This is a genomic window from Cellulomonas taurus (genome assembly GCF_012931845.1).
Taxonomy (GTDB): domain Bacteria; phylum Actinomycetota; class Actinomycetes; order Actinomycetales; family Cellulomonadaceae; genus Cellulomonas; species Cellulomonas taurus.
In genome coordinates this window covers 1232880-1257815 of record NZ_CP051884.1, presented here as the reverse complement: position 1 = coordinate 1257815, position 24936 = coordinate 1232880, and the positions used below count along the sequence as shown (strand labels likewise).

Sequence of the window (24936 nt, the reverse complement as noted above, 5' to 3'; positions counted from 1 at the left end):
GGTCGGGTGGGTCAGGCCGTGCGGTTCCGGCGCACCCGGCGGATGACCATGACCACCCCGGCGACCACCAGGAGACCGACCACCACCGTCGCGACGATCTGGATGTAGACCCAGGTCGGCGGGGTGTAGTCGACGGTCGCACCCGGAGCCAGCCCGTTCATCGCGTTGGAGTTCGCCACGGTGAACAGGATGTTGTGGGTCGCGGTGCGGATGTCGCTCACCGCCTTGGCCGAGCTCGTGTCGCCGAAGGACTTCGACGGCTGGAAGGTCAGCGTGAGGTCGGTGCCGGCACTGATCCCCTGGTTCGGGTTCATGTACGGGTAGAGGTTGAAGTCGGAGATCGCGAAGCCCTCGAATCCCCACTCCTCCCGCAGCACGTCGTGCATCAGTGCCCGCGAGCCACCGGCCCAGGTCGCCCCGATCCGGTTGAAGGAGCTCATCACCGCGGTGGACCCGACGGTGGTGTGCTCGATCGTGCCCTCGGTGTCCGCCAGGTAGGCCACGTCCATCGTGATCCCCTTGACCGCCATCTCGAACGGCTTGAGGTAGATCTCCCGGATGGTCTGCTCGGTGGCCCAGGTCGCGAGGCCGTTGTTGACCCGGTTGGTCTCCTGGTCGTTCAGCGCGAAGTGCTTGAGCGTGGTGTAGACGCCCTTGGTGGCCGCACCGTTGGCGACCGAGGTCATCATCGCGCCGGACAGGAACGGGTCCTCCGAGTAGTACTCGAAGTTGCGGCCGGCGAACGGTGAGCGGTGCAGGTTCGCCGCCGGGGCGTACCACCCGTTGATGTCCTTCTGCATCGCCTCGTTGCCGAGCATCTCGCCCATCGCGCGGCCCAGGTCCACGTCCCAGGTCTGCGCGATCAGGAACTCGGACGGGTAGGCCACGCCGTTGATCGACGAGTTGATGAAGGAGGAGAACCCGGCAGGGCCGTCCGGTTCGGTGGTCTGCGGCTTGCCGATCGACCCGATGGCGGCGGTCTGGTAGGCACCGTTGAGCAGCATGTCGGTCATGTCGCCGACCGACAGCGAGTCCAGCAGCTCCTGCCACTGCGGGTCGTCCTTGGGCAGACCGCGCAGATCGATCAGCGACAGCTCGGTGCCGGCCCCGGTGGCGGGCATCTCCCCGTCGAAGGCGTCGGCGACCGCCTCGTAGTCCCAGGCGGCGAACCCGGCGGCCACCGCGTCGTCGGCGACCAGCAGGTCACCGGTCGGTGCGGTCGGGAAGGTCCCGGCGAAGTCGGCGCGGGACAGCGGGGTGACGCCGCCCTCGCCGAATCGTGCCGACACGTCGTCGAACTGGTTGGTCACCGCCGCCCGGTCCGACTCGCGGTGGTCGTCACCGGAGTACACGACATCCGCGTCGACGGTGTAGGTCAGCGCGTCGGCCACCACCGTGTGCGAGTCCGAGCGCACGGTGAGCTGGTAGTCGCCCGCCTCCAGCACGTAGGCCTTCGCGTCCTGGTAGTCGTAGGACGCCATGTCCTCGACCGGCAGGTCGATGGTCACCGTCTCGCTGGCACCCGGCTCGATCAGCCCCGTCTTGTCGAAGCCACCGAGCACCACGGCCGACTTCTCGATCCCGCCCGGGGTGTACGGCGCCGTGTAGTAGAGCTCCACGACGTCCTTGCCCGCGACGTCACCGGTGTTGGTCACCTGGACCTGGGTGCTGATCACACCGTCGGACTCGGTCGACCCGAGCACCTGCCAGTCGAAGTCGGTGTAGCTCAGGCCGTAGCCGAAGGGGTAGACGACGGCCTGGTCGTAGTCCAGGAAGCCCTCGACCGCGGCGGTCTCGTAGTACCGGTAGCCGACGTAGATGCCCTCCGCGTAGTCCACGAACGGCGCCTGGTCGGTGATGGTCGCGTTGGAGGTGGCCGTCTCGACCGCCGACACCGGGTAGGAGACCGACAGGTTCTCGTAGACGAACCCGCCGAAGTTCACGAACGTCGGGTCGGCGGTGAAGTCCGCCGCCCACAGGTCCGAGGTTTTGCCGGACGGGTTCACGTCGCCGGACAGGATCCTGCCCAGCGCGTTCAGGCCGGTGGCACCGGGCGACCCGGCGAGCAGGATGGCGTCCACCCCGGCGTCGTCCTGGAGCAGACCCAGCTCCATCGTGGTCGAGGCGTTGATCACCACCACCACGGTGTCGAAGTCGGCCTTCGCCAGCTCGATCAGGTCCTTCTCGTCCTGGTTCAGCTCCAGCTGGTGCTGGCCGGGGACGTAGTTGTCGTCCCAGCCCTCCATGTCGGTGGCCAGGTCACCGCCCTCACCGCCGGGACGGCCGAGGTAGACCACCGCGGCGTCGCCGTAGTCGGCGAAGGTGGACTGCTGCGCCTGGTACTGCTCCACCGGCAGCTCACCGATGGTGTACGACGAGGCGTCCGGGTTGTCCATCTCGATGTAGCCACGGTCGTTCTCCGCGGCGAAGGACTCGATGGTGGCGAACACGGCGTCGTTCACCACGAATCCGGCGTTCTCCAGCCCGGCGCGCGCGGTGACGGCCGAGTTGGTGTCCACCGATCCGGAGCCGGAACCGCCGAACACCGGGTCCGCGGCGGCGCGACCGAGCATGGTCACCCGCGCTCCGGCGGCCAGCGGCAGGGCGGCCGACTCGTTCTTGGCCAGCACGATGCCCGCTCCGGAGATCTCCTGCACCAGCGCCTCGGCCGCCGCGTCCACCTCGTCGATGTCGGCGTAGTCCGCGGTGTAGTAGTCGGTGTCCCAGTCAGCCGACTCCTCCGCGTTGGTGAAGGTGTAGGTGCCCGAGCCGAACTGGGAGGCGACCCAGCCGCCCGCGACCACCAGGGCGATGTTCGCCACCACGGCGATCAGGGTGACCAGCGCGAGCACCGGGACCCAGATCGACAGGTACGCGCGGTTCGACATCCGGCGCGTGGTGCGCGCGCTCATTCGGTGACCTCGGTGATGGTGCCGTCCTGGTCGATCTGCCAGGTCTTGCCGGACTCGGCCGAATCGGCGTCGATCGTGTACTTGCCGTCGGTGATCGTGATGGTGCCCTGCACCCGCGATGCCGCCTCGGAGAACGAGTAGGGCACCACCAGCAGGCCGTACTTGACGGTCGGGGCCTTCACGTCGCTGGCCAGCATGATCTGGTTCCAGGAGTCGTCCTCGGCCAGTGCGTCGGCGACGGCGACCCGGGCGTTCTCCAGGTCCTCGGCGACGTCGACGTCCTGGGTGGTGGTGGCGGCGGTCTCACCACCGGAGGCCGCGTCGTCGCCGCTGCTGCAGGCCGCCAGACCGAAGGCGCCGGTGAGGGCGATCAGCGCGGTCAGGCCGGTGGTGATGATGGTGCGCTTCACAGGTGTGCTCCTTGATTCCGATGTGCTGACCACGGGCCCACCCCGTGGCCGTGCCCCCGGGTGGCCGACGACCGCGCCGCCGACCACCCGGGAGGTCTCAGCCCGCGATCGGGCCGCTGTAGTTCAGGCCGAAGCCGAAGGTGTAGCTGTTGCCCGCCGCGTCGACGTAGGGCTCGGTGTCCTCCTGGACGTCCTCCAGCTGCGCCTCGACCGCGTCCATCGAGGCCGGGAAGGCGATCGGCAGCCGACCCTGCGGCTCGGACAGGCCGATCGCGGTCTCGATCAGTGCCTGGTCGCTGACCCCGAAGCCGACCAGGATCGCGTCGGACTTCGCCTCGAACTCGGCCGGGACGGTCGGGTTCTTCGCCTTCAGCACGGTGATCACCGGGATGTCCTTGCCGGAGGCCTCGACCGCCGCCACCGCCCGCTCGAACGCGTCCAGATCGGACTCGTTGGAGGTGCGGGAGGTGTTCCCGAAGTACGACCGGTTCTGCTGGGTGCCGTCCGGCAGCAGGTCACCGGAGATGGACACCTGACGCACGTGCTCGCCGTCAGCGGTGTACGGGCGGTACTGCAGGGACAGCGGGTACCACTCGTCGGTCTCCTCGTCGTGACCGGAGTTGGCGAAGACGGCGCCGCTGCTCGGCGAGTCCATCCCGACCAGCACCAGGTCAACGTCGGACAGGTCGGGGGCGGTGTAGGAGACGACCTTCTCGTCCGCGTCCAGCTCGGCCTCGTCGGTGATGACGGTGCCGAAGTACTGCTCGGCGATCTCCACGGTCAGGCCGGGGCCCTCGGCGTACTCCCCCGGGCCGAACAGCCCTGCCTGGCCGGTGTCGAAGTTCCGCGGGATGTAGACCGTCTTGTCCTTCCAGTCACCGGCCTCGGCGGCGGCGACCGTGTCGGCGTCGTTCTTCAGCAGCACCACGGAGTCGAGCTGCGCCTGATACCCGGCGTCCAGCTTGTCCTGGCTGGCCACGATCTCCTTGGCCTCGTCCAGGTCCAGGTAGGGGTTCTCGTACAGACCCGGCTGGATGAGCATCTTCAGGATGCGGGTGCCGGACTCGGCGAACCGGGTGTCGGCGTCGACCTCGTTCACGCCGGCCTCGTAGTCGGCCTGCCACAGGTCGTAGGCCTCGAGCACCGGGGCGACGGCGTTGTTGCCGCCGAACATGTCGACCCCGTTCTGCAGGATCGCGTAGTGCCGCTCGGCCACGGTCAGGTCGTCCACACCCCAGGAGGTGCCGATCAGCGCTTCGGGGTCGGTGCTGCCACCGGCGGTGACGCCCCAGTCGGTGACGACCACCCCGTCGAAGTTCTGGCGCAGCAGGTCGGTGCGGTAGGAGTCGTAGGCCGACCCCTTCCGGTCGCCGCCGCCCAGCGGCTGCCCCTCGCCGTCCAGCGCGATCGAGTAGGCGGTCATCACCGCGGCGGAGTCCATCGCGCCCAGGAAGACCTCGGCGTGTGCGTCGAAGTTGTCGCCCGGGTAGACGCCGTACTTGCCGGCCTCGGTGTGCGACTCGCGGCCGCCCTCGCCCGGACCGTCACCGGCCCAGTGCTTGATCATCGCGTTGACCGACTCGTCGCCCCAGCCGTCCTCGTCGTCGGGGGTGGTCTGGAAGCCGTCGACGTAGGCCTGGGCCAGCTCGGTCGACAGCTCGACGTTCTCCCCGAACGTGCCGTCCACCCGCAGCCAGCGCGGGTCGGTGGCCAGGTCGATCTGCGGGCTGAGCGCGGTGCCGATGCCCAGCGCGCGGTACTCCGCGGAGACCGCCTGGGCGAACGCGGTCATCGTCTCGGTGTCGAAGGTAGCGGCGAGGCCGAGGTTCGACGGCCAGCGCGAGATGTCACCGGAGGCGTTGTAGTTGCCGCCGCTCTCGGCGGTGGAGCGCGGGTCGGAGCTGAAGTTCACCGGGACGTAGGGCTCGTCCTCGGTGGCCAGGCCCTCGACGTAGGACTGCAGCTGGTTGGACCAGGTGACGTTCGCCTGCACGTCGTTCGGACCGGCGTTGAGCACATTGCGCAGCCGCGACTCGGACAGGTACTCCTTCTGCGCGTCGGAGATGCCGTCCGCCGGGGAGCGCTCGTGCGAGCTGAACAGCATCAGCCCGGCGATCTGCTCCTTCGACAGCTGCCCCGCCAGGTCCGCGGCCCGGTCGGCGGCCGACTCGCGCCAGTCCTCCCACAGGTCCAGCTCGCCGTTGCCGTTCATGTCCTTGAACGCGTACTCCGTGCCGTCCACCGTCTCGGTCAGCAGCTCGATGCCGCTGTCCTTGCCGTAGGACAGCGTCGCGCCGCCCGCCGGGTTGGTCACGACCACGAAGTCGGTCTTGCCGTCGCTGACATCGCGGGTGGTGAAGCTGCTGGCGTCCGAGCTCTGGTCCTCGGGGCTGCCCGAGCTGCACGCCGTCAGGGCGAACAGGGCCACACCGGTGACCGCCGCGACACCCCGGAGGGTTCCGCGCTGGGGTCGTGTCGTCGTCTTCATTGACCTTCCTTGTCCGTCGTGCGGCCCTGCTGCCCGGTGCGCCGACCCCCTCCCCCCGTTGGGCGGGTCTGGCGACCTCCGACGCAGCACGCCGAGCTGACCTGAGCGGCCCGGACATCCGAGTCCGTGGGCCGCGGTCGCCAACTTAGGGACGGCGCGGCGGCGTTCCGAGGGTGGGCGGCTGGACCGTCGTCAGGGGCGGACAACCGGTCATCGAGGTCACAGGACGGTCACAGCCGGGTCTAGGTCGTGCGACTTGAGCGTTTGACCTAAACTCACCGCATGACGCCCACCTCCCCCGACGCACCCGTCCTCATCTCCCCCGCCGCACCCGCCCATGTGTCCGCTGCCGCGGCCGTGCTGGCCCGTGCCCTGCACGGCGACCGCGTGATGTCCCACTTCGGCACCGACGAGCGCGGGCTCCGGCACGTGTTCGCCGTCCTGGCCCGCTCGGCCCTGCGGCACGGGGTGGTCGACCTGGCCCGGACCGAGGGCGATGCGACCGTGCTCGGGGTCGCGGTCTGGTCGGCGCCAGGACGGGCACCCTGGTCCCCGCTGACCGTGCTCGCCGACCTGCGCGACTACTGGCGGGCCTTCGGGCCGACCGGGCTGCGCCGGGCCGCCGCTCTGGACCGGCTGATGCACGCGGCCCGCCCGCGCAGCCCGCACTGGTACCTGGCGGCGATCGGCGTGCACCCGGACGGTCACGGGCGGGGCATCGGCTCGGCGCTGCTCGACCACCGGCTGGCGCAGCTGGACCGGACCCCGGCACAGCCCGCCTACCTGGAGGCCTCCACCCGGCGCAGCTCCGGGCTGTACGCGCGGCACGGTTTCCGCTCGACCGGGCAGGTGGCAGGCTTCCCGGGACAGGGCGAGCCGATCGCGATGTGGCGGCCGGTCACCGCCTGACGCCCCGCTCGCCCCGCCCCGCTCGTCCTGCCCAGGAGTCCCGCACCGTGGTCCGTGAACACCGCCCCGCCGCCGAACGCCGGGAGCAGCTGCTCGACGCCGCCGTCGCCGTGATGCGGGTCGGCGGGATCAGCGCCGCCACCACCCGCGCCGTCGCCGACCAGGCCGGGCTGCCCCAGGGTGCCTTCCACTACTGCTTCGGCTCCAAGGACGAGCTGTTCGCGGCCCTGCTGGACCGGGAGCTGGACGCGTCACTCGGTCAGGCCTGGGTCGCGGTCGCCGCCACCGACGACCTGGAGTCCGGGATCGCCGCAGCCCTGCGCGCGATCCTCGACCGGGTGCGCACCGACCCGGAGTACCACCTGCTCACCGCGGAGCTGGTCGACGTGGCCGCCCGCACCCCCGAGCTCGTGCACGTCGCCCGCCGGGAGCACACCGCCTACGTCGACCAGGCCGAGGCGATGCTGCACCGGTGGCGGGCGGACGACTCCCCGGTCGCATTGGACCCCCGCACCCTCGCCGAAGGACTGGTCGCCGCCGCCACCGGGATCATGGCGGGCTGGCTGAGCACCCGGGACGACCGGGCGGCGGAGGGGTCGGTGGCGCTGTTCGCCGCCGGTCTGGCTCGGGTGGCGACGGAGCCGACTACCCTGGCCAGGCCCGTCAACGACCCACCCGTGCAGTAAGGCCCACCATGATCGAGATCCTCAGCCCCAGCGAGTTCCCCCGCGCCCGCGCCGTCGGCGCCCTGGTCGGCAGCATCCTGGCGGCGATGAAGTCCCGGGCCACCGCCGGGACCAACCTGCTGGAGATCGACGAGTGGACCCGGCAGATGATCGTCGAGGCGGGCGCGGTGTCCTGCTACGTCGACTACGCGCCGTCCTTCGGCGACGGGCCGTTCGGGCACTACATCTGCACCTCGGTGAACGACGCCGTGCTGCACGGCAAGCCGCACGACTACCGGCTCGCGGACGGCGACCTGCTCACCCTGGACCTCGCGGTGTCGCTGGACGGGGTGGTGGCCGACGCGGCGATCAGCTTCGTGGTCGGCGGCCGCGCGTCGCAGGCGGACCAGGACATGATCGACGCGACCCAGCGCGCACTGGCGGCCGCGATCGCGGTGGCCCGGCCCGGTGCCAAGATCGGCGACCTGTCCCACGCCATCGGCACGGTGCTCACCGAGGCCGGGTACCCGGTCAACCTGGAGTTCGGTGGCCACGGCGTCGGCTCGACCATGCACCAGGACCCGCACATCTCCAACGACGGACGCCCCGGCCGCGGGTACACCCTGCGCCCCGGTCTGCTGCTGGCCATCGAGCCCTGGATCATGGCCGACACCGACGAGCTGGTCACCGACGCCGACGGCTGGACGCTGCGCAGCGCCACCGGGGCGCGGACCGCGCACAGCGAGCACACCGTGCTGATCACCGAGGACGGCGCGGAGATCCTCACCCGCAGCGCGTGAGCCCCGGCAGGCGGAGCGGGCGCGATGGTCACCGACCACCGCGCCCGCCCACTGACCCTGCCTACTGACCCAGGGCGGTCAGGAACCGCTTGGTCCACTGCAACGGGGTCGATCCGGTCACCGAGCTGCAGATCGGCGAGGCGGTCGACTGCGGGGACGCGCACGGGGTGTCCCGGTCCAGCGACCAGTGGTGCAGGCCCGCGATCTTGTTGGTCACCGCCCAGCTGGTCACAGTGTTCACATCGGCCAGGGTGAACACCTCGTCCGCCACGTCGTTCACCCCGATCATCGGGGTCAGCTCGACCTTGGTGTACGGGATCCCGTAGGTGTGGTTGAGGTTGACCGCCGCCTGGATCGTGGACGCGCCCATGTCACAGGTGGCGCCCTTGAGCACGCAGTTCGCCGCGGTCGCCCGGCCGAAGTCCATCGTCATCAGGTTGATCGTGTAGTTCGACAGCGACGACGCCTTGATCGCCTTCACCACCGCGTCCCCGGTGCTGTTCAGCCCGCCGTACGACCCGTCGGACGCCGCCAGGGTGGCCAGCGTGAAGGAGAACCGGATCTTCGGGTAGGTCGACTGGGCGGCTGCGGCGGAGTTCACCAGCGCCTGGATGTCCGCCACCGACTGCCCGCTCTCGATGTCGAAGTCGATCCCGACCAGATGCGGCGTCGCATAGCTGGCGATGAACGCCTTCATCGCATCCCCGGAGGCGCACTTGAACGATCCCGCGGCACCACCGGTGGACACCACGTAGTCCAGTCCGGCGGAGTTCAGCTGCGTGATGTTCGCGCTGATGAAGGCGTCCTTGGCGATCCCGCCCCAGGACTCGCTGCCACAGGTGCCGGTGGCGAACGCCAGGGTGATCGCCTTGAGGTCCGGCAGCAAGGTGGACACCAGGCTGTTCGCACCGACCACCGGCTGGACCGTGCCGGAGGCGGCGGTCCGCATCTGGTTGGTGTTCCAGTTCAGGTTCACCGTGACGTCCTTGTACGGGCTGAACAGCAGCCCGGAGGCGGTTCCGGTCCCCGGGTTGGTGCCGGTGCCCGGGTCGGTCCCGCCACCGGTGTCGCCGCCGCCGGTGCACGCACCCGCCGACGTCCACGGCTTGCCGCTGCCCGCCCCGCCGCTCTGGGTGACCGGGTCGTCGCCCTGCGTCCACCAGTTCGCGGTGTAGTTGGTGCCGTTCTTGCTGACGGTCGCGCCGCCGGTGTAGGCGGTGGACGCCGACCAGGCCGGGCCACATGTCGCCGCCATCGCCGGTGCCTGCACGAGCAGCAGACCTCCGGACGCGATCCCGAACGCGGCGGCCAGCGAGACCAGCCGCTTGATGGAACCCCTCATCACGTTCCCCCTAGTGCCCGTCGGGCGCACCCGACAGATCGATCAGGTGCACCGCCGGCGACCGAGCGTCCTTACCCGATCTGTCCCGCAGCGCGCTTGGATCGTTGACCCGGGCAACCGGCTTGTCAATGCTCCTGTGACAACCAGTCCCAGGACGTGTGCGGTGCACAAGTGATTGACTCACCGGGTGCCGAAGCGAACGAGTGTGCGCCGGGTCGACGAGTGGGTGGGACTGCGGATCGCACGCACGCAGTGGCCGACCGCCGTCGACCGAGGACTGCGTGGCCTCACCCAGGCCGCCAACGGCGGCACCCTCTGGTGGGGCATCGCCGGCGGGCTGACCCTCACCGGCCGGAAGGGCCGCACCGCCGCCGGCACCGCGATGACCTCCCTCGCCGCCGCCGCCCTGGTGGCGAACCTGGTCGCCAAGCCGTTGTTGCGCACCTCCCGGCCCGCCGGGCAGTTCCTGTCCACCACGGCCACCCGCCGCCTGCCCCGCACCCCGCGTTCGGCGTCCTGGCCGTCCGGGCACACCGCCAATGCCGTCGCCTTCGCCACCGCGACCACCCTGGTCTCCCCCGCCCGCGGGGCCGCCGTCATCCCGGTCGCCGGGGCAGTCGCCTTCTCCCGACTGCACGTCGGCGCACACTGGCTCTCCGACGTGATCGGCGGCGCGGCCATCGGTGTCGGCAGCGCGGTCGCGGTGGACACCCTCCGTCGCCGGATCGCCGCCCGGCACGCCGGGTCGTCCGAGTACGTCCACCTGCCCGAACTGCCCGACGGCACCGGTCTCTACCTGATCGTCAATCCGCACGCCGGCCCGAGCTCCGGCCCTGCCGCCCAGCTCGACGAGGTGATCCTGCACCAGTTCCTCGCCGCGATCCCCGGCGCCGACGTGCACACCCTGGGCGAGGACGACGACGCCGAGGCCCTGCTGACCGAGGCAGCACGCTCCGGTCAGTACACCGCCATCGGCGCCGCCGGGGGTGACGGCACCCTGGGTGTGGCAGCCGCCGTCGCCGCCGAGCACCGAATCCCGTTCTTCATCGCCGCCCACGGCACGCTGAACCACTTCGCCAAGGCCATCGGCGTCGGCCACGGTTCGGACTCCCTGCGCGCCCTGCGCACCGGCTCGGGCCGCGCCGCCACCCTGGTCGAGGTCACCATCGGCTCGCTCCGGGTCCCGATGCTCAACACCTTCTCCACCGGCGTCTACCCGGAGATGGTGGCCCGGCGCGACGAGGACCTGCACCAACTGCCCAAGCCGGTCGCCGCCGTCATCGCCGGTGCCACCGAACTCACCCACGCCCACCCCACCCGGTGGACCGTCGACGGCCGGCCCGTCGAGGCGGTGTCGATCTTCATCGGCAACGGCGACTACGGCGCCCCCGAGGCCCCGCTGCCCGGCAGCCGGATCCCCGGGGTGCACACCCTGGACGCGTGGCTGCTCGGCACCAGGTCCGCCGGGGACGACTGGACCCGCCGGGCACCGGGGGTGCGGCGACTGCGCGGGGTGGAGACCCTGCGGATCGACGGGGCCCGGACGGTGGCGGTCGACGGGGAGACCTACGACGTGCCCGACGGCGCGGCGGTGACGCTGCGGGTGGGGCGGCGGGCGGTGGCGGTGTACGCGCCGGAGATCGGCGAGCGCGGCTGACCGACCCCACCCCGGTGAGGACCCGCCGCGACCTGGTGCGGGACCCGCTCCGGCGCCCACCGACCGGCTAGAGTGCCAGGACCAGCACAGGCGCAGCCCGGGTGATGCACCCTCCGGCGACACGAGGAGGACATCGGTGGACGATTCCACCCCCGCCGAGCCGACGCGCCGGGTCACCCTGGCCGACGTCGCCGCCAAGGCCGGCGTCTCGGTCTCCGCGGTCTCCTTCGTGCTCAACGGGCGCACCGATCAGCGCATCTCGGAGCGCACCGAGCAGCGCGTGCAGGCCGCCGCCGACGAGCTGGGCTACCGGCCCAACCTCACCGCGCGGACGCTGCGGACCGGGCGCTCGGGGACCATCGCACTGGTCTCGGACTTCATCTCCACCACCTCGGTGGCGAACGCCATGGTGCGTGGTGCCCTGCTGGAGCTGGACCGCCGGGACACGATGATGTTCGCGGTCGAGACCCAGGGCGAACCCGAGCTGGAGAACCGGCTGCTGCACTCGCTGCTCGCCCGCGACGTGGACGGGGTGATCTACGCCGCGATGTTCACCCGGGTGGTCGAGGTACCGCCGATCCTCACCGGTCTGCCGCTGGTCCTGCTGAACTGCGTGCCCGCCACCCCGATCACGGCGGTGCCCGCGGTCGTGCCCGATGAGCAGGCGGCCGGACGCGCGGCCGCCCGGGTGCTGCTGGAGGCCGGACACCGGGACCGGATCCAGTTCCTCGGCACCTTCCCGCCGGGGATGGTGGGCGCGCCGCGCTGGCACGGGTGGCAGCCGATGGCGCTGGCCGACCGGCTGGACGGCCTGCGTGAGGGGCTGCGCGCGGCCGGTGCGTCACTGGCGGGCTGCACCACGGTCACGGACTGGGAGGTCGCGGACGGCGTGCGTGCCGCGACCGAGGCGCTGTCGGCCACCGACCGGCCCACCGCCCTGGTGTGCGCCAACGACCGTCTGGCACTCGGCGCGCTGCGTGCGGCGCGCGACCTGGGGCTGCGGGTACCGGTGGACCTGTCGGTGGTCTCCTTCGACGGCAGCCCACTGGCCGAGATCACCGAACCGCCGCTGTCGTCCTTCGCGCTCCCGCAGGAGGAGATGGGCCGCCAGGCAGCGGACCTGGTGCTGGCGACGCGCCGGACCCGGCGGGTCCACCGGGTGCCGATGCCGCTGACCGGACACACCTCGGTGGCGGCTCCCGCCTGAGTCGGCGGACCTTCCCGCCCGATCAGACCAGCCCGACCGGCCCGCCCGACGCCACTTCACTGCGCCGTATCGCCTGTGCTATAACGCTATAGCACTCGACGAAGAGAGACCCAGCGATGATCACGTCCACCGACCGGGAGGCCCGCCCCACCGGCGCCGCCCCCGGTCTGATGCCCTTCCTGCGCGAGCGGATCGGCACCGCCCCGGACCGCCTGCCCTCGGACGTCATGCGGTCGGCGACCGACTGGGTCCCGCCCGCCGACGTCCGGGTGCTGCACCTGACGGTGCCCTCGCCCGACGGGGGCGTGCCCGTGCGGGTCTACCGCGCCGATTCCGGCACCGGCCCCGCACGGACCACACCGCGACCCGCCCTGCTCTGGCTGCACGGAGGCGGCTTCCAGGGCGGCAGCCTCGACTGGGGCGAGTCGCACGTGGTCGGTGCGGAACTGGCCGCCCGGACCGGCACCGTGGTGGTCGGCGTCGACTACCGCACCGGCAGCTACGCCCGCTGCGCCGACGACGCCGCCCGGGCCTGGGCCTGGACCGCGGAGCACGCCCGGACCCTCGGGGCGGACGGTCCCGTGCTGGTCGGCGGCGCCAGCGCCGGGGCGAACCTGGCGCTCACCCTGGCCGCCGGGCACCGCACCGACGCGCTGCCCCGACCGGACGGGTTCATCGGCGCCTACGGCGTCTATCACGCGCACGTCGATCCGCTGGACCCGGCGACGGCGGCGGTGATGGACACCCTGCCGGAGCCGCTGCGCTTCCGCCCCAGCCCACGCTCGGTCGACGCGCCGATCCCCGGCAGCACGGAGCAGCCCTGGGCGGCGGTCCCGGGTGACGGCGACCTCGGCGCCGTGCCACCGACCACCCTGATCTGCTGCGAGTACGACGACCTGCGTCCGTCCACCGAGCGGCTGGCCGGTCAGCTCGCCGACTCGGGCGTCCCCGTCAGCCTGCGGCAGATCCCGGGCGTGCTGCACGGACACCTCAACTGGCTGCCCGGACCGGGCCTGCCCCAGGTGGAGCAGACGCTCGGCCACCTCGCCGACGCCCTGTCGCACCCACCCACCTCGTTCTGACCCCCACACTGGCTCCGGCCGCGACAAAGGAGTAGCGCCATGACCCTCGACCACCACCCCAGCGCCCGACGCCCCCACCCCTGGTGGGTCGGCTTCGTCTGCGGCCTCGCCACCTTCGTGGACGCTGCCGCCACCACCGGCATCGGGATCGCCCTGGTGCTGTTCCAGGCCGCCTCGCCCGGCGCGGAGGGGCTGACCGGCAACCAGGTCGGTTTCCTGACCGCTGCCCTCACCCTCGGCGTCGCGGTCGGGTCGCTGGCCGGGGGACGGCTCGGTGACCACTTCGGCCGCCGCAAGGTCTTCCTGGTGACGATGGCGCTGATCGTCCTCGGCTCGGTGGCACCGTTCCTGTCGATCAGCTTCCCGCTGATGCTGCTCGGCATCACGGTGATCGGGCTGGGCGTCGGTGCCGACCTCCCGGTCGCGCTGGCGACCATCTCGGAGAGCGCCGACGACTCCAACCGCGGGAAGATCATCGTCTTCTCCAACATCCTCGGCGGCTTCGGCATCGCGATGTCCGTGCTGCTGTCGATCGCCTTCGGGCACCTGGGCGCCACCGGCGGGCACATCATCTTCGGCGCGTTCGGCGCCGTCGGCCTGGTCACCCTGATGCTGCGGCTAAGCATCCCCGAGTCCACCGTCTGGCTCGCGGCCCGCGACGAGCGTCGCTCCGGGGTGCAGACGGTCCGCGCCGACAAGTCCTCGCTCCGCGACCTGGTGCGCCAGCCGTACAACCGGCCGTTCTTCGTCCTGGCCTGCTACTACACCCTCGCCGCTGTCGCCGTGTCCATCGCCGGGAGCTTCGGCACCTACGTCGCGGTGAACCTCGCCGGGGTCGACGTCGCCCGGTACAACACCGCCACCCTGGTCGCCCTCCCGCTGGCCGTGATCGCGCAGATGGGCTTCATGGCGGTCGCCGACACCCGGTGGCGGATGCCCGCCTACGTGGTCGGCGCGGCCTTCGTGGTGCTGTCGAACCTGATCCCGGTGGCCTTCGGCTTCACCTTCGCCACCGTGCTCACCTCGGTGCTGATGTCCACGGTCGCCGGGGCGTTCTGCTTCGAGACCATCATGAAGGTGTGGACCCAGGAGTCGTTCCCCACCCTGCTGCGCGGCACCGCCCAGGGCTTCATCTACGGCGTCTCCCGGTTCGCGGCCGCCGGTCTGAACGCCGTGACCCCGATGCTGCTCGCCCTCAACCCGAAGGGCCTCTACCTCGCGGTGGCCGTGCTGGCAGCGGTCGGCTTCGGCATCGGCTGGTGGGGCTTCCGCCGGAACGCCCGCAACGAGTTCGACACCGAGCACGAGCTCGAGCACCCGGCCCCCGCCACGGTCTGACCCCCACCCTGCGTCCCGAAGGATCCCGATGACGATCGTCCCGTTCAGCACCCCCGTCGAGGGGCTGACGCTCCGTGGTTCGCTGTCCCTGCCCGGCGACGGGACGGGACGGTACCCGGCCGTCGCCCTGTTCCACGGGTTCGGCGGCAACCGGACCGAGGGCGCCCGACTGTTCGTCTCCCTGGCCCGCGCCCTGAACGACGCCGGGTTCGCGGTGCTGGCCTGGGACCGGGCCGGGCACGGGGAGAGCGACGGGGAGTTCTTCGACACCCACGTCACCCAGGACGTCCGGCACGCGCACGCCGTGCTCGCCGCCCTCGCCGCCCGGCCCGAGATCGACCCCGACGGCATCCACCTGGTCGGCCTCAGCCTGGGGTCCGTGATCGCCGCGGCGGTCGCGGCCGGCAGCCCGGTGCCGATCCCGGCCCTGGTGATGTGGTCCACCGCCGCCGTGTTCGTCGACGACATCGCCTCCGGGCAGATCCAGGGTCGGTCGCTCGACACCCTGGACACCGTCGGCTACTTCGACTTCATGGGACAGCGGATGGGGCCGGCGATGGTGCGGGACGCCCGGGACTTCGACCCCTACGCGGCCGCGGCCGGGTACCGGGGGCCGACGCTGCTGCTGCACGGCACCGAGGACTTCGTGCCGGTCCGCTACGCCGAGCGGTATCTGGAGGTGCTCGGGCCGGAGGCCACCCTGGAGGTGGTGCCGGGTGCCGACCACGGCTGGATGACCGTCCCGCACCGCGATCACGTGATCGCCCGCACCGTCCAGCACCTGCTCGCGCACCGTTCCCCCCGGTCCGGCGGTGCACGATGAGCGCATCCGGACAGGTCGTCACCCTGCCGGACGGAACCGCCGTGCTGCTGTCCGGCCACCTCGACCTGATGCAGAACGACGGGGCGCTGCGTCCGGTCCGGCTGCCCCGGTCGCTGTGGGACCGGTTCCCGCCGGAGGCCGAATCCGTGCGCTCGGTGACCGTGCAGGCCTCGGGGGTGCGGCTCGCGGTGACCACCGCCGCCAGCACCCTCACCCTGCACGCCCGGTTCACCCGCTTCGACTACGGCGACCGGACCGGCCCCGTCGGCGAGGTGGTCGCCACCGTGGACGGACAGCTGGTCGCCACCGCCCAGGCCGGGGTGGACCAGATCGAACGCATCGCCCCGGACGGGTCGACCGCCCTGCCCACCCGCGCCCGGGACAGCAGCCGGGTGCTGCTGTCGGGTCTGCCCGGACGCACCGTCACCGTGACCATCTGGCTGCCGACGGCGATGGCGGTCGACCTGCTGGGCCTCTCCGGTGACGCGCCGGTGCTGCCCGCGGAGCTCACCGACTCCCCCGTGTGGGTGCACCACGGCAGTTCGATCAGCCACTGTGCGGACGCCCACGACCCGACCTGGTCCTGGCCGGTCACCGCCGCCCTGGACGCCGGACTCGACCCGATCAACCTCGGGTTCTCCGGGCACGCGATGGTCGACGGCTTCGTGGCCCAGGCGATCCGGGACACCCCGGCCGACCTGATCTCGCTGAGCTTCGGGGTCAACCCGGTCGGTGCGCGATCACTGGACCGCCGCACCTTCGTCCCGGCGGTGCACGCCTTCCTGGACACCGTCCGGGAACGCCACCCGCACACCCCGGTGCTGCTGATCAGCTCGATCCTGTGGCGCGGCAGCGAGGACGTCCCCGGCCCCTCGCGGGCCGACATCGGCGCCGACGGGTCGGTCCGGGTGCGCACCTGTGGCGACCCGGCCGATCTGGCCACCGGCGCGCTCACCCTGGCGACCTCCCGCGAGCACCTGGCGCACGTGGCCCGGGTGCGGGCCACCCGCGGCGAGCCGACCCACTACCTGGACGGCCGCCTGCTCTACGGCGCCGAGGACGTCGACGTCCACCCGTTGCCCGACGGGCTGCACCCGGACGGACCGCTCTACCGTGAGATCGGCCACCGGTTCGCCCGACTCGTGTTCGCCGACGACGGCCTGCTCCCCCGGCGCACCCTGACCCGATCCACGATGCCACCCGCCCGGCCCTTGGAGTCCCGATGACCCGCCCCGCCCCCAGCACCGGCCCGCAGCTGATCGCCTACGCCGATCGCCTCGGCGGATCGATCCCGGCCCTCACCGCCCTGCTGCGCGGCCCGCTCGCCGGGGTGTTCGACGGCGTGCACATCCTGCCGTTCTACACCCCGTTCGACGGGGCGGACGCCGGGTTCGACCCGGTCGACCACACCGCCGTCGACCCCCGCCTCGGCACCTGGTCGGACGTCGCGGACCTCGCGACCAGCCACACCGTGATGGCCGACATGATCGTCAACCACGTCTCGGTCGACTCCGCCGCGTTCCAGGACGTCCTGGCGCGGGGCGACCGGTCACCCGCCGCCGGGATGTTCCTCACCTTCGGGTCCGTCTACCCCGACGGCGCCGACGAGGCCGAACTGGCCCGGATCTACCGCCCCCGGCCCGGCCTGCCCTTCACCCCGATGACGCTGGGCGACACCCGGCACCTGGTGTGGACCACCTTCACCCCGCAGCAGATCGACCTGGACGTCCGCTCCACCGCCGGCCGCGAGTACCTGGACCAGGTGCTCACCGCCCTCACTTCCGCCGGGGTCGGGATGATCCGGCTGGACGCGGTCGGGTACGGGGTCAAGACCCCCGGCACCTCGTCGTTCATGACGCCGGAGACCTTCGCGTTCATCGACGAGCTCACCGCCGCCGCCCGCGCCCAGGGCGCCCAGGTCCTGGTCGAGATCCACTCGCACTACCAACGCCAGATCGCGATCGCCGAACGGGTCGACCTCGTCTACGACTTCGCCCTGCCGCCCCTGGTGCTGCACACCCTCTACACCGGTGACACCGCTGCCCTCCGGCACTGGCTGGACGTGCGCCCCAGCAACGCGATCACCGTGCTGGACACCCACGACGGCATCGGCGTGGTCGACGTCGGCCCCGACCAGATCGAGCCGCACGCCCCCGGCCTGCTCACCGCCGCCCAGGTCGACGCGCTGGTCGAGTCGATCCACGAGCACTCCGGCGGCCAGTCCCGCGAAGCGACCGGGTGGGCGGCGTCCAACGTCGACGTCTACCAGGTGAACTGCACGTTCTACGACGCCCTCGACCGCGACGACGCACGCCACGTCGCCGCCCGGGCGATCCAGCTGTTCACCCCCGGCATCCCGCAGGTCTACTACGTCGGGCTGCTCGCCGGGGTCAACGACATGGACCTGCTCGCCCGCACCGGGGTCGGCCGCGACATCAACCGCCACCGGTTCGACGCCGAGGAGGTCGAGGCCGCCTGGGGCAGCTGGGCCACCCGCACCGTGCTGGAACTGCTCCGCCTGCGCCGGTCGCACCCGGCATTCGGCGGGCGGTTCCGGGTCGAGGGCGAGGGGGCGGAGCTGATCCTGGCGTGGGAGAACGGCGACGCGACCGCGCGGCTGGTGCTGGACGCGGGTTCCGGGGTCGGCCGGGTGGAGGTCAGCGCCGACGGCGACGGGCCGGCGCGGACGCTGGTGCTGACGCCGGAGAGCTGAGGAACCCGCAGACGACACGATTTGAGGTGTCACCTATCCAGACGGCAGACCTGCGGGGGCGCACCCGCGTAGGACCAGCCCCCTTCTGGCGCGTCACCGGCACCACCGTCTTGGTTGGCGCCTCTAGGGTCTCCTCTATGTCGCAGTCGACCAGCGCTTGGACGCCGCCACTCGCGCCAGCGGACGCCCCCGTCTACCACTACACGACCGCAGTGGGACTCATCGGGATCATGACGAACCGCGAGCTCTGGGCGACCGAAGCGTCGGGCCTGAACGACATCTCTGAGTTCCGTGACGGGTTGACGTACCTGGGTACTTGGATGCGCGAGACCGGCGGCCCGATGACCGGGCGAATCCTGTCCATGCTGAAGGAAGACGGGTACTGGGCACCAAGCAGACCCTCCGAAGTGTTCGTCCTCTCAGCGACGCTGGATCGTGACGACGCCGCCCAGTGGCGCCTGTATGGCGGCCGGCAAGCCGGTTACGCGGTCGAGCTCGATCCGGCAGTGCCGTTGGGTGTGATCTCTGGCGACTCGTCCGAACCCAAGGAATCACGCTTCTCGATGTTCAACCTCGGCGGCGAATCAACGGTCGCGCCCTGGTGTCGTGTGGCGTACACCACCGCGAGCAAGAACAAGATGCTGCAGTCGCTGCTGGACTGGGCGCGAGACGACGACAGGGCATTCAGGGTGCGCTCTCGCTCGATGAAGCGCCGTGGGGCATCCGAGGACTTCATCTCCGACGAAGCGTTCCTCGCTGACGAGCGCCTTAAGACTGCGATCGGCACGGCAGCTGCCTTAATCAAGCCGGAGGGCTTCCGAAGCGAACGCGAGGTCCGCGCGGTGGCGTCAGTAGGCGTCCCACAGCTGCACACACGATTCCGGGCAACCGAGTACGGCATCGTGCGGTACTTACGCCTTGCAGCGGGCGAAGGTTCGAACGTCGTAGTCAAGGACACGCAGGTCGACGGGCGACCAAAGCGTCGACTGCCCGCTCAGGGCGTTGTCGTTGGGCCCACCCCGTACTTCGAGCAGGGCCGCGACACGGTCGTTGAGCTCTGCAAGGTCGGAGGCATCGACGAGCCTCGCGTCGAGCACTCGATCGTGCCCTTGCGGGTCTAGTACCAGCGAGAGTGCGAGTCGACGGGATGCGCGTCCGTGTCACTTACTCGTGCAACAGACTCGAGTGTTCTGCAGTGCGGAGTGGTCACCGACCCGCGCTTTCGCATCCGCCCATGCATGTGGGCGCGTGAAGAACTGGCTGAGAGCGCCAGACCGCCGCACGCCCGAAGTACCAAGTCCAACCTCTGCCCTTGGAAACCGTTGATGGCCGTCGAGTCTTTTCGAGCCTTCGCGTACATCGGTGGTCAGATCGTGGTCCTCGTAACCGTGATCGGCGTTCAAGCCACGCTGACCGTCAACATCGTGCGGTCTCAGGCTCAGATGCGCGTTGGAGCAAGGACAGGTTGTCCGCCAGGACCTCGAGCGCCTGCACCCTCTGGCTTTCCAAACGATCACGGGGATGTCGAACCGTCCGGACGCTGCCCGGCTCGCAGACAGCCTGACCTTCGCCTCGAGGCTGAGTCGAACTCACCGGACGATCCCGTGGGTTCTAGCCTCGTGCCCCGCGAGCGTGGCGCTCACCTACACGAGCACGCATCTCACCTCAACCGGGCTGAGGTTCGTCGGACGTACGATCTTGATCGCGTTCGAGGCGTTCGCCACTGGCCTGTGGGTGGGACTCGGCTGCACCGTCGTGTACGAGCGCGTGGCCTGCCGGATCTCACCTCTCCGCGGAGCGGGCATCGCGGCTAGCCGAGCATTGGCGCTGCACTCCGTCCCCCCTGGCGAGTCGCGCTACCTGAGACGATCGATTCGCGCGAAGGCGATCGATCGCGTGATCGCTGCCTTCGAAAGCGCGGAACATCCCGTAGCCCACCTCCGCAAACGCCGCCGGGACGGCTTGGAGGAGCCCGGGTGGGTCGAGTTCCAGGAGAGGGCCGCGAGGACGGTCGCGCGCGCTTACGACGGTGACTCCATCGGGCACGACCCGGTCGTGTCCACCCGACTTCGACACCAGCAGTGGTTCAAGCTCGCCGGCACAGCCGTCCTGACGCTTGGAACCGTGGCCGTCGCGGCCGAACGCCTCCACGAGATCCTGTCCACGTTCTTCACGCGCTAAACCGGGTCCACGGCAAGTTGCGTGTTGGCTCGCGTCACCGGATCAGCCGCTCAGGCGCCGCCCGCCGCTCCCGTCGCACAACGGCCGCGAGGGTCGCGACTGCGGTCGGTGCCACCCGGACGGCGGTCGAGGGTGTCAGTGACGACCGATACCGTGACGCGTCGACAGCGAGGTCCAAGGAGGGAACGCGTCAATGGTGGTTCGCAGATGACCCGTTTCACGGCTCCCGGCGCGCGCACGAGGCGCCAGGGCGAGGTCAACGAGATGGTCGACGACCTCGTCAGCGATATGGCGCTGACCAGTGGTGACGGCGACCGACTCGACCATGAGGCGATCGTGAAGGTCGCCGCGGACATGGTCCTCGCGACCGAGGCACCGGTGAACATCGCACTCTTCGGGTCGTGGGGCTCAGGCAAGTCCTCGTTCCTCGCTTCACTTCGCGCCTCCCTGGAGGGACGAAGCCCCAGCGTCCGAGTCGTCCGGTACGACGCGTGGAAGTACGGCGGCCGGGCGCTCAAATTGAACTTCATCGAGTCAGTCGCGGACGACCTCGGCATCAAGACGGAGGACTTCGGCACCGGTCTGCGGATGGACCAGGAGACCATCCGGGTGAAGCTCGGACGGTACCTGCGCACCAACTGGAAGGCGCTCGCGCTCGGACTGATAGTGGCTGCGGTCATCGCGACGCTCTGGTTCTTCGCCACGTCGATCGCGGCCTTCCTCGTGAGTCGCGAGCGAGGCTTCGGCGCGGCGATGGACATCACCGTGTCCGGCCTTGGCTCCGTCCTCAGCCTCGCGTTGATTGCCCTGCTCGTCGGCCCGAGGATGCTCGACTCGGCAGTCGTCAAGGTGACCGATCCCGCTCCGCAGACCGACGACCAGTTCGCGTCACGGTTCAAGAAGCTCGTGGGGAAGGCGACCGACAAGGGCAAGAAGAAGCTCGTCGTGTTCGTCGACGAGCTCGACCGGTGCAGCCCGAAAGACGTCGTCGCGACACTCGTCGACCTCAAGACGTTCCTCGAAGTGCCGGGGTGCGTGTTCGTCGTGGCTGCTGACCGTGAGGTGCTGGAGTCGGCGCTCCAGCAGGTCCCGCAGAGCACCCCGATCCGCGAGAGCGACCCGTACTACTCCACGCCGGGTGCGTTCCTCGACAAGATCTTCCAGCACCAGCTCTCGCTGCCGCCGCTGCGCCCGCAGACACTCACGAAGTTCGCTCGCGACCTCGTCACCGGTCAAGGAGGCGTGTGGGCCGAGCTGCGCGCCGCGCAGCCTGACAACAAGCTCTTCCTCGAAGTCGTCTACCTTCTGGTCCCTGTGCACGTGCGCAGCCCAAGGCGTGTGAAAGTCCTGCTGAACCACTACGCGACGACCGTTCGGACGGCGCAGTCCCGTGGCCTGGACTGGCTTCCGCGCGCGAGCGAGATCGCGATGTACACCGTCTTGCAGGTCGAGTTCCCGCGCCTGGCTGCCGATCTCGCGACCGCCCCGATGCTCTTGGCTCACCTGCGTGGTGCACCGGTTCCCGCCGGTGCGGAGCGCTTGGCGCACTTGGTCAACCAGTACGTCTCCGCCGAGACTGCGGAGCCGGCCGGGCCGATGCTCGACTCGGAGAACGACGAGGACGGGAGCGCGAAGGAGGCGAACCGTGTCTTGAACGCCCAGCTGCGGTCTTACCTCGCCAAGGCAGCGGCGCAGGGCATCGACGACCCCCGCCCTGACTTGTTCTACATGCAGTCGGCTGGCTTCGAGCACGGGATCACCGACCCGGAGGTCGGGCACGTCATCGACGTCGCCGCCGACCTGTCGCCCGACGAGGTGCTTGAGGCCCTCGACGGGCAGCCGGCGAGCGTCCTCACCACCGCTGCGCACCTGCTCGCCCAGCAGGCCGAGGACGAGCTCGGCCCCGGCCGCACGACGATCGTGGAGTCGCTGTGTCGGCTGCTGGAGAAGCTCGACCACGACGACCTGCGAAAGGTCGCCGAGCTGGTGGAGCCGATCGTCTGGTCGGTGACGAGGGAGGGCGGACTGCGCGACGGTGCGATCCCGGGGGCGTTCACGCTCGGGGTGGTCACCGGACGGACCGACTTGGTGGACGAGCTGGTCGCGCGCTACTCCGCGGACGAGTTCGCCGAGAAAGGTCTGCTGACGCGTCTCGGTCCCGTTCTTGGATCCGGGGACGAGCTGCAGGTCGAGACTGTGCGCCGACTGCTGCTGGAGTCGTACCAAAACCACCCGGAGCCGATGCATGACCTGCTGCGCACGTTGCCCCTCGACACCGCGCGGAACCTCTGGGCACTGAGCCGAGACCGGATCGACGAGCTGCTGTCTGAGATGGCCTCCGACTCGGCGTCGCGGGCCGCGACGACAACGAAAACGACCAGCGCGGCCGCTGTGGAGAAGCCGGACGCCGCGGGACGATGGCGCGACTTGCTGGACGCCGTCTTGGGGCGCGCCGACAACGCAGGCTTGCTCATCTCCGGCGTCCTGATGCTCGGGCAGCTCAGCGACGTCCCGGCCGTGCAGGCTGCGGTGCTCGACCGGGAGGACGACGCGCTCGAGCACATCACGGATGCGCACAAGCGGACGGAGCACGCCCTGGTCGCACTGGCTCACGCGCCGATCGCGAACTGCGGTTGGTGGGCGGATCTCGTCACCGCCGATGCAGCGGATGAAACTCTCGCGAGACGCGCCGTCGTGCGTCTGTTTGCGGGCCTGCCTGGGGCGTCCAGCTCGGTCGCGTCGAGGATCGAGAAGGCTGTACGGGCTTCGCTGGGGTACCTCGACGAGACCGGCATGGAAACGGCGGCGGACTCGTTCGTGAGCGCCGCCGCAGCGCTCGAGTGGACCGTGGACGCGGACGAGAAGGCGCAGCGAACCGCGCTGTACGGGATCGCGCAGGATTTGCTCGCCAGCAGCCAGGCCAAGCGTGTGCGTGAAGCGGTCGTGGACGACCTGGTCGGCGCGTTCGAGTCCTACTTCGCTCCCGAGACCGTGGCTGACGTGCTGGCCCGCGTGCGGCAGCTGGACCGAGACACCGCCGCCGACGTCGACGCCGCCTTCGAGGAGAGGGACGCCGCTCTGGCTGAGCTCGTTGCCTCAGTGCGGGTCCGTTTAACCGCGCGGAACGTCGCTAGCATGCCAGCGCTGCCTCTCGACCTGATGCTGGAGGTCGCGCCGCTTGCCGAGTCGAAGGATAATCTCGTCTCCGACTGGGTCAAGCTGCAGCCCTCCGTTGAGGACTACATCAGGGTGCAGCCGCTCCGCGCTGCCGCCACTGACGTGCTAGGCACCTACGCCGGACGGCTCACGGTCGAAGACCGGACCACCCTATGGCTCGCCACGGCGTCCCGTGGCGTGACCTACCTCACCGCCATCGGGAAACACGGCTTGACCGCTACCGCCTTTACGACGATCACCGACCTTCTGACGCGGGCGACCGCGCAGCAAGAACGCACCAGCCTTGCCGAGAGGGCCTTGACGGCACGCCCCGCGAACGCCGCAGCCGGGCGCGCACTCGCCGACCTCGCGTTGGCACTGCTGGGAACGGACGTCCGCGGAGACGGGCCCCTCGCCGCCAAGTTGGCGCTACAGCTCGGGGACACCTCGCACGGACGGCTGGCCGCTCTCCGTACTGCTTTCGACACCGAGGTCGCACGGTCGAACCACAAGCTCACCCAGAAGCAGATCACAGAGCTGCGAGACAACAAGTTGCTCTCGAAGAAGAAGGACATCGTCTCCCGCGCTGTCGACTCGGTCCGTGGGCGGAAGGGCAAGCACTGAACGCTCGCTGAGGCGAGCGGGCCGCTCACGCGGAAGGGTCGCGCATCACCGTCCGTATCGAGTGGAGTATCTCCCGCAGCCTCGTGCGGTTGGCGACGAGCTCGCTGAAGGCTCTGAGCTCCGCCTCGCCCCGCTTGTCCCTGATCTCCCTGGCCGTCACGGCGATGCCCTCGATCAGCTCGTCGATCTCGTCGATCTGACCGGTGGTGAGCAGGATTCGCCGCGAAGTGAGAACGCGCGGGAGGTACTCGGGGAACTCCCGGCGCCAGTCCTGGGAACGCCGCCCCGACATCGACGAGACCTCCGGTGCGATGCACCCTGGAGACGAACGCGAGACCGTCGACTCCGCGGACACCTTCCGCGCGCTGGGCTGGCCGCGTATCGGCCCCGACGGCCGGTCGCAGCACACCCTCGATCCCGACCCGCGGAGCGAATACCGCTCCGGCCAGAACGGTCGACGCAAGGAGAGGTTCTCCGGCTGGGACATTCATCTGCTCACGCAGGTCCCCAAGTTCGGGGCTCCGACCTCGTTGAGCCTCGCCCTGGCGGTCGCCACGGCGCCCGCAGGATCGGACAAGGCAGCAGCAGGGATCCTCGCGATCGATGCGTTGATCGCCGCGGGGATGAAC

18 protein-coding genes are annotated in these 24936 nt (G+C 70.4%); 13 read left to right on the top strand and 5 right to left on the bottom strand.

The window, feature by feature from the left end; genetic code table 11:
* Nucleotides 1–11 precede the first annotated feature (11 nt).
* From HGK68_RS05630 to HGK68_RS05620, 3 genes are all read right to left on the bottom strand, one after another.
* Nucleotides 12–2912 (bottom strand): glycoside hydrolase family 3 C-terminal domain-containing protein, encoded by a 2901-nt coding sequence (locus tag HGK68_RS05630; protein WP_169165072.1) that lies wholly within the window; start codon nt 2910–2912, stop codon nt 12–14.
* A complete protein-coding gene (locus HGK68_RS05625) occupies nt 2909–3322 on the bottom strand; it encodes a hypothetical protein (RefSeq protein ID WP_169165071.1) in 414 nt (137 codons plus the stop codon). The genes HGK68_RS05630 and HGK68_RS05625 overlap by 4 nt, the downstream gene beginning before the upstream one ends.
* A 97-nt stretch (nt 3323–3419) precedes the next feature.
* Nucleotides 3420–5810, bottom strand: a complete 2391-nt coding sequence (locus HGK68_RS05620) for a glycoside hydrolase family 3 protein (protein ID WP_169165070.1) — start codon at nt 5808–5810, stop codon at nt 3420–3422.
* Nucleotides 5811–6092: 282 nt separating this feature from the next.
* Between HGK68_RS05620 and HGK68_RS05615 the strand changes: the two genes are divergently transcribed.
* The 3 genes from HGK68_RS05615 to map are packed head-to-tail and all read left to right on the top strand — an operon-like array spanning nt 6093 to nt 8184.
* Nucleotides 6093–6719, top strand: a complete 627-nt coding sequence (locus HGK68_RS05615; protein WP_169165069.1) for a GNAT family N-acetyltransferase — start codon at nt 6093–6095, stop codon at nt 6717–6719.
* Nucleotides 6720–6766: 47 nt separating this feature from the next.
* Nucleotides 6767–7405 carry a TetR/AcrR family transcriptional regulator gene (locus HGK68_RS05610; protein WP_169165068.1) on the top strand — a complete coding sequence of 213 codons (639 nt, stop codon included), beginning with the start codon at nt 6767–6769 and terminating at the stop codon, nt 7403–7405.
* Between the two features lie 8 nt (nt 7406–7413).
* The gene (map, locus tag HGK68_RS05605) at nt 7414–8184 is read left to right on the top strand and encodes a type I methionyl aminopeptidase (protein WP_169165067.1); all 771 of its coding nucleotides are present in this window, start codon (nt 7414–7416) and stop codon (nt 8182–8184) included.
* Nucleotides 8185–8245: 61 nt separating this feature from the next.
* On the opposite strand, the gene HGK68_RS05600 is transcribed toward map, so the two are convergent.
* A complete protein-coding gene (locus tag HGK68_RS05600; RefSeq protein WP_169165066.1) occupies nt 8246–9526 on the bottom strand; it encodes a carbohydrate-binding protein in 1281 nt (426 codons plus the stop codon).
* 187 nt (nt 9527–9713) lie between these two features.
* On the opposite strand from HGK68_RS05600, the gene HGK68_RS05595 reads away from it, so the two are divergent.
* The 10 genes from HGK68_RS05595 (at nt 9714) to HGK68_RS05550 (ending at nt 24307) form a co-directional block, all read left to right on the top strand.
* Nucleotides 9714–11183, top strand: coding sequence for a bifunctional phosphatase PAP2/diacylglycerol kinase family protein (locus tag HGK68_RS05595; RefSeq protein WP_169165065.1), 1470 nt, complete (start codon nt 9714–9716; stop codon nt 11181–11183).
* A 136-nt stretch (nt 11184–11319) separates the two neighbouring features.
* On the top strand, nt 11320–12390 hold the full coding sequence (locus HGK68_RS05590) for a LacI family DNA-binding transcriptional regulator (RefSeq protein ID WP_169165064.1): 1071 nt from the start codon (nt 11320–11322) through the stop codon (nt 12388–12390).
* A gap of 116 nt (nt 12391–12506) precedes the next feature.
* The gene (locus HGK68_RS05585; protein WP_169165063.1) at nt 12507–13472 is read left to right on the top strand and encodes an alpha/beta hydrolase; all 966 of its coding nucleotides are present in this window, start codon (nt 12507–12509) and stop codon (nt 13470–13472) included.
* A gap of 39 nt (nt 13473–13511) precedes the next feature.
* Complete coding sequence (locus HGK68_RS05580) at nt 13512–14810, top strand: MFS transporter (RefSeq protein ID WP_169165062.1); 1299 nt, start codon at nt 13512–13514, stop codon at nt 14808–14810.
* A 28-nt stretch (nt 14811–14838) separates the two neighbouring features.
* Nucleotides 14839–15633 carry an alpha/beta hydrolase gene (locus HGK68_RS05575; protein WP_169165061.1) on the top strand — a complete coding sequence of 265 codons (795 nt, stop codon included), beginning with the start codon at nt 14839–14841 and terminating at the stop codon, nt 15631–15633.
* Nucleotides 15630–16859: a GDSL-type esterase/lipase family protein gene (locus HGK68_RS05570; protein WP_169165060.1), complete on the top strand. Its 1230-nt coding sequence runs from the start codon at nt 15630–15632 to the stop codon at nt 16857–16859. Before HGK68_RS05575 ends, HGK68_RS05570 begins: the two co-directional genes overlap by 4 nt.
* On the top strand, nt 16856–18346 hold the full coding sequence (gene gtfA, locus HGK68_RS05565) for a sucrose phosphorylase (RefSeq protein WP_169165059.1): 1491 nt from the start codon (nt 16856–16858) through the stop codon (nt 18344–18346). Before HGK68_RS05570 ends, gtfA begins: the two co-directional genes overlap by 4 nt.
* Nucleotides 18347–18483: 137 nt before the next feature.
* Complete coding sequence (locus tag HGK68_RS05560; RefSeq protein WP_169165058.1) at nt 18484–19467, top strand: DUF2971 domain-containing protein; 984 nt, start codon at nt 18484–18486, stop codon at nt 19465–19467.
* A gap of 511 nt (nt 19468–19978) precedes the next feature.
* Nucleotides 19979–20527: a hypothetical protein gene (locus HGK68_RS05555; protein WP_169165057.1), complete on the top strand. Its 549-nt coding sequence runs from the start codon at nt 19979–19981 to the stop codon at nt 20525–20527.
* 207 nt (nt 20528–20734) lie between these two features.
* Complete coding sequence (locus HGK68_RS05550) at nt 20735–24307, top strand: P-loop NTPase fold protein (protein WP_169165056.1); 3573 nt, start codon at nt 20735–20737, stop codon at nt 24305–24307.
* Nucleotides 24308–24332: 25 nt separating this feature from the next.
* On the opposite strand, the gene HGK68_RS05545 is transcribed toward HGK68_RS05550, so the two are convergent.
* A complete protein-coding gene (locus HGK68_RS05545; protein ID WP_169165055.1) occupies nt 24333–24794 on the bottom strand; it encodes a hypothetical protein in 462 nt (153 codons plus the stop codon).
* Nucleotides 24795–24936 lie beyond the last annotated feature (142 nt).

What these genes read in the sequence shown, in the direction of transcription:
- HGK68_RS05630 (WP_169165072.1), bottom strand. Translation starts at nt 2,912, where the DNA reads ATGAGCGCGCGCACCACGCGCCGGATGTCGAACCGCGCGTACCTGTCG.
- HGK68_RS05620 (WP_169165070.1), bottom strand. Translation starts at nt 5,810, where the DNA reads ATGAAGACGACGACACGACCCCAGCGCGGAACCCTCCGGGGTGTCGCG.
- HGK68_RS05615 (WP_169165069.1), top strand. Translation starts at nt 6,093, where the DNA reads ATGACGCCCACCTCCCCCGACGCACCCGTCCTCATCTCCCCCGCCGCA.
- map (WP_169165067.1), top strand. Translation starts at nt 7,414, where the DNA reads ATGATCGAGATCCTCAGCCCCAGCGAGTTCCCCCGCGCCCGCGCCGTC.
- HGK68_RS05600 (WP_169165066.1), bottom strand. Translation starts at nt 9,526, where the DNA reads ATGAGGGGTTCCATCAAGCGGCTGGTCTCGCTGGCCGCCGCGTTCGGG.
- HGK68_RS05585 (WP_169165063.1), top strand. Translation starts at nt 12,507, where the DNA reads ATGATCACGTCCACCGACCGGGAGGCCCGCCCCACCGGCGCCGCCCCC.
- HGK68_RS05580 (WP_169165062.1), top strand. Translation starts at nt 13,512, where the DNA reads ATGACCCTCGACCACCACCCCAGCGCCCGACGCCCCCACCCCTGGTGG.
- HGK68_RS05575 (WP_169165061.1), top strand. Translation starts at nt 14,839, where the DNA reads ATGACGATCGTCCCGTTCAGCACCCCCGTCGAGGGGCTGACGCTCCGT.
- HGK68_RS05570 (WP_169165060.1), top strand. Translation starts at nt 15,630, where the DNA reads ATGAGCGCATCCGGACAGGTCGTCACCCTGCCGGACGGAACCGCCGTG.
- gtfA (WP_169165059.1), top strand. Translation starts at nt 16,856, where the DNA reads ATGACCCGCCCCGCCCCCAGCACCGGCCCGCAGCTGATCGCCTACGCC.
- HGK68_RS05560 (WP_169165058.1), top strand. Translation starts at nt 18,484, where the DNA reads ATGTCGCAGTCGACCAGCGCTTGGACGCCGCCACTCGCGCCAGCGGAC.
- HGK68_RS05550 (WP_169165056.1), top strand. Translation starts at nt 20,735, where the DNA reads ATGACCCGTTTCACGGCTCCCGGCGCGCGCACGAGGCGCCAGGGCGAG.
- HGK68_RS05545 (WP_169165055.1), bottom strand. Translation starts at nt 24,794, where the DNA reads ATGTCCCAGCCGGAGAACCTCTCCTTGCGTCGACCGTTCTGGCCGGAG.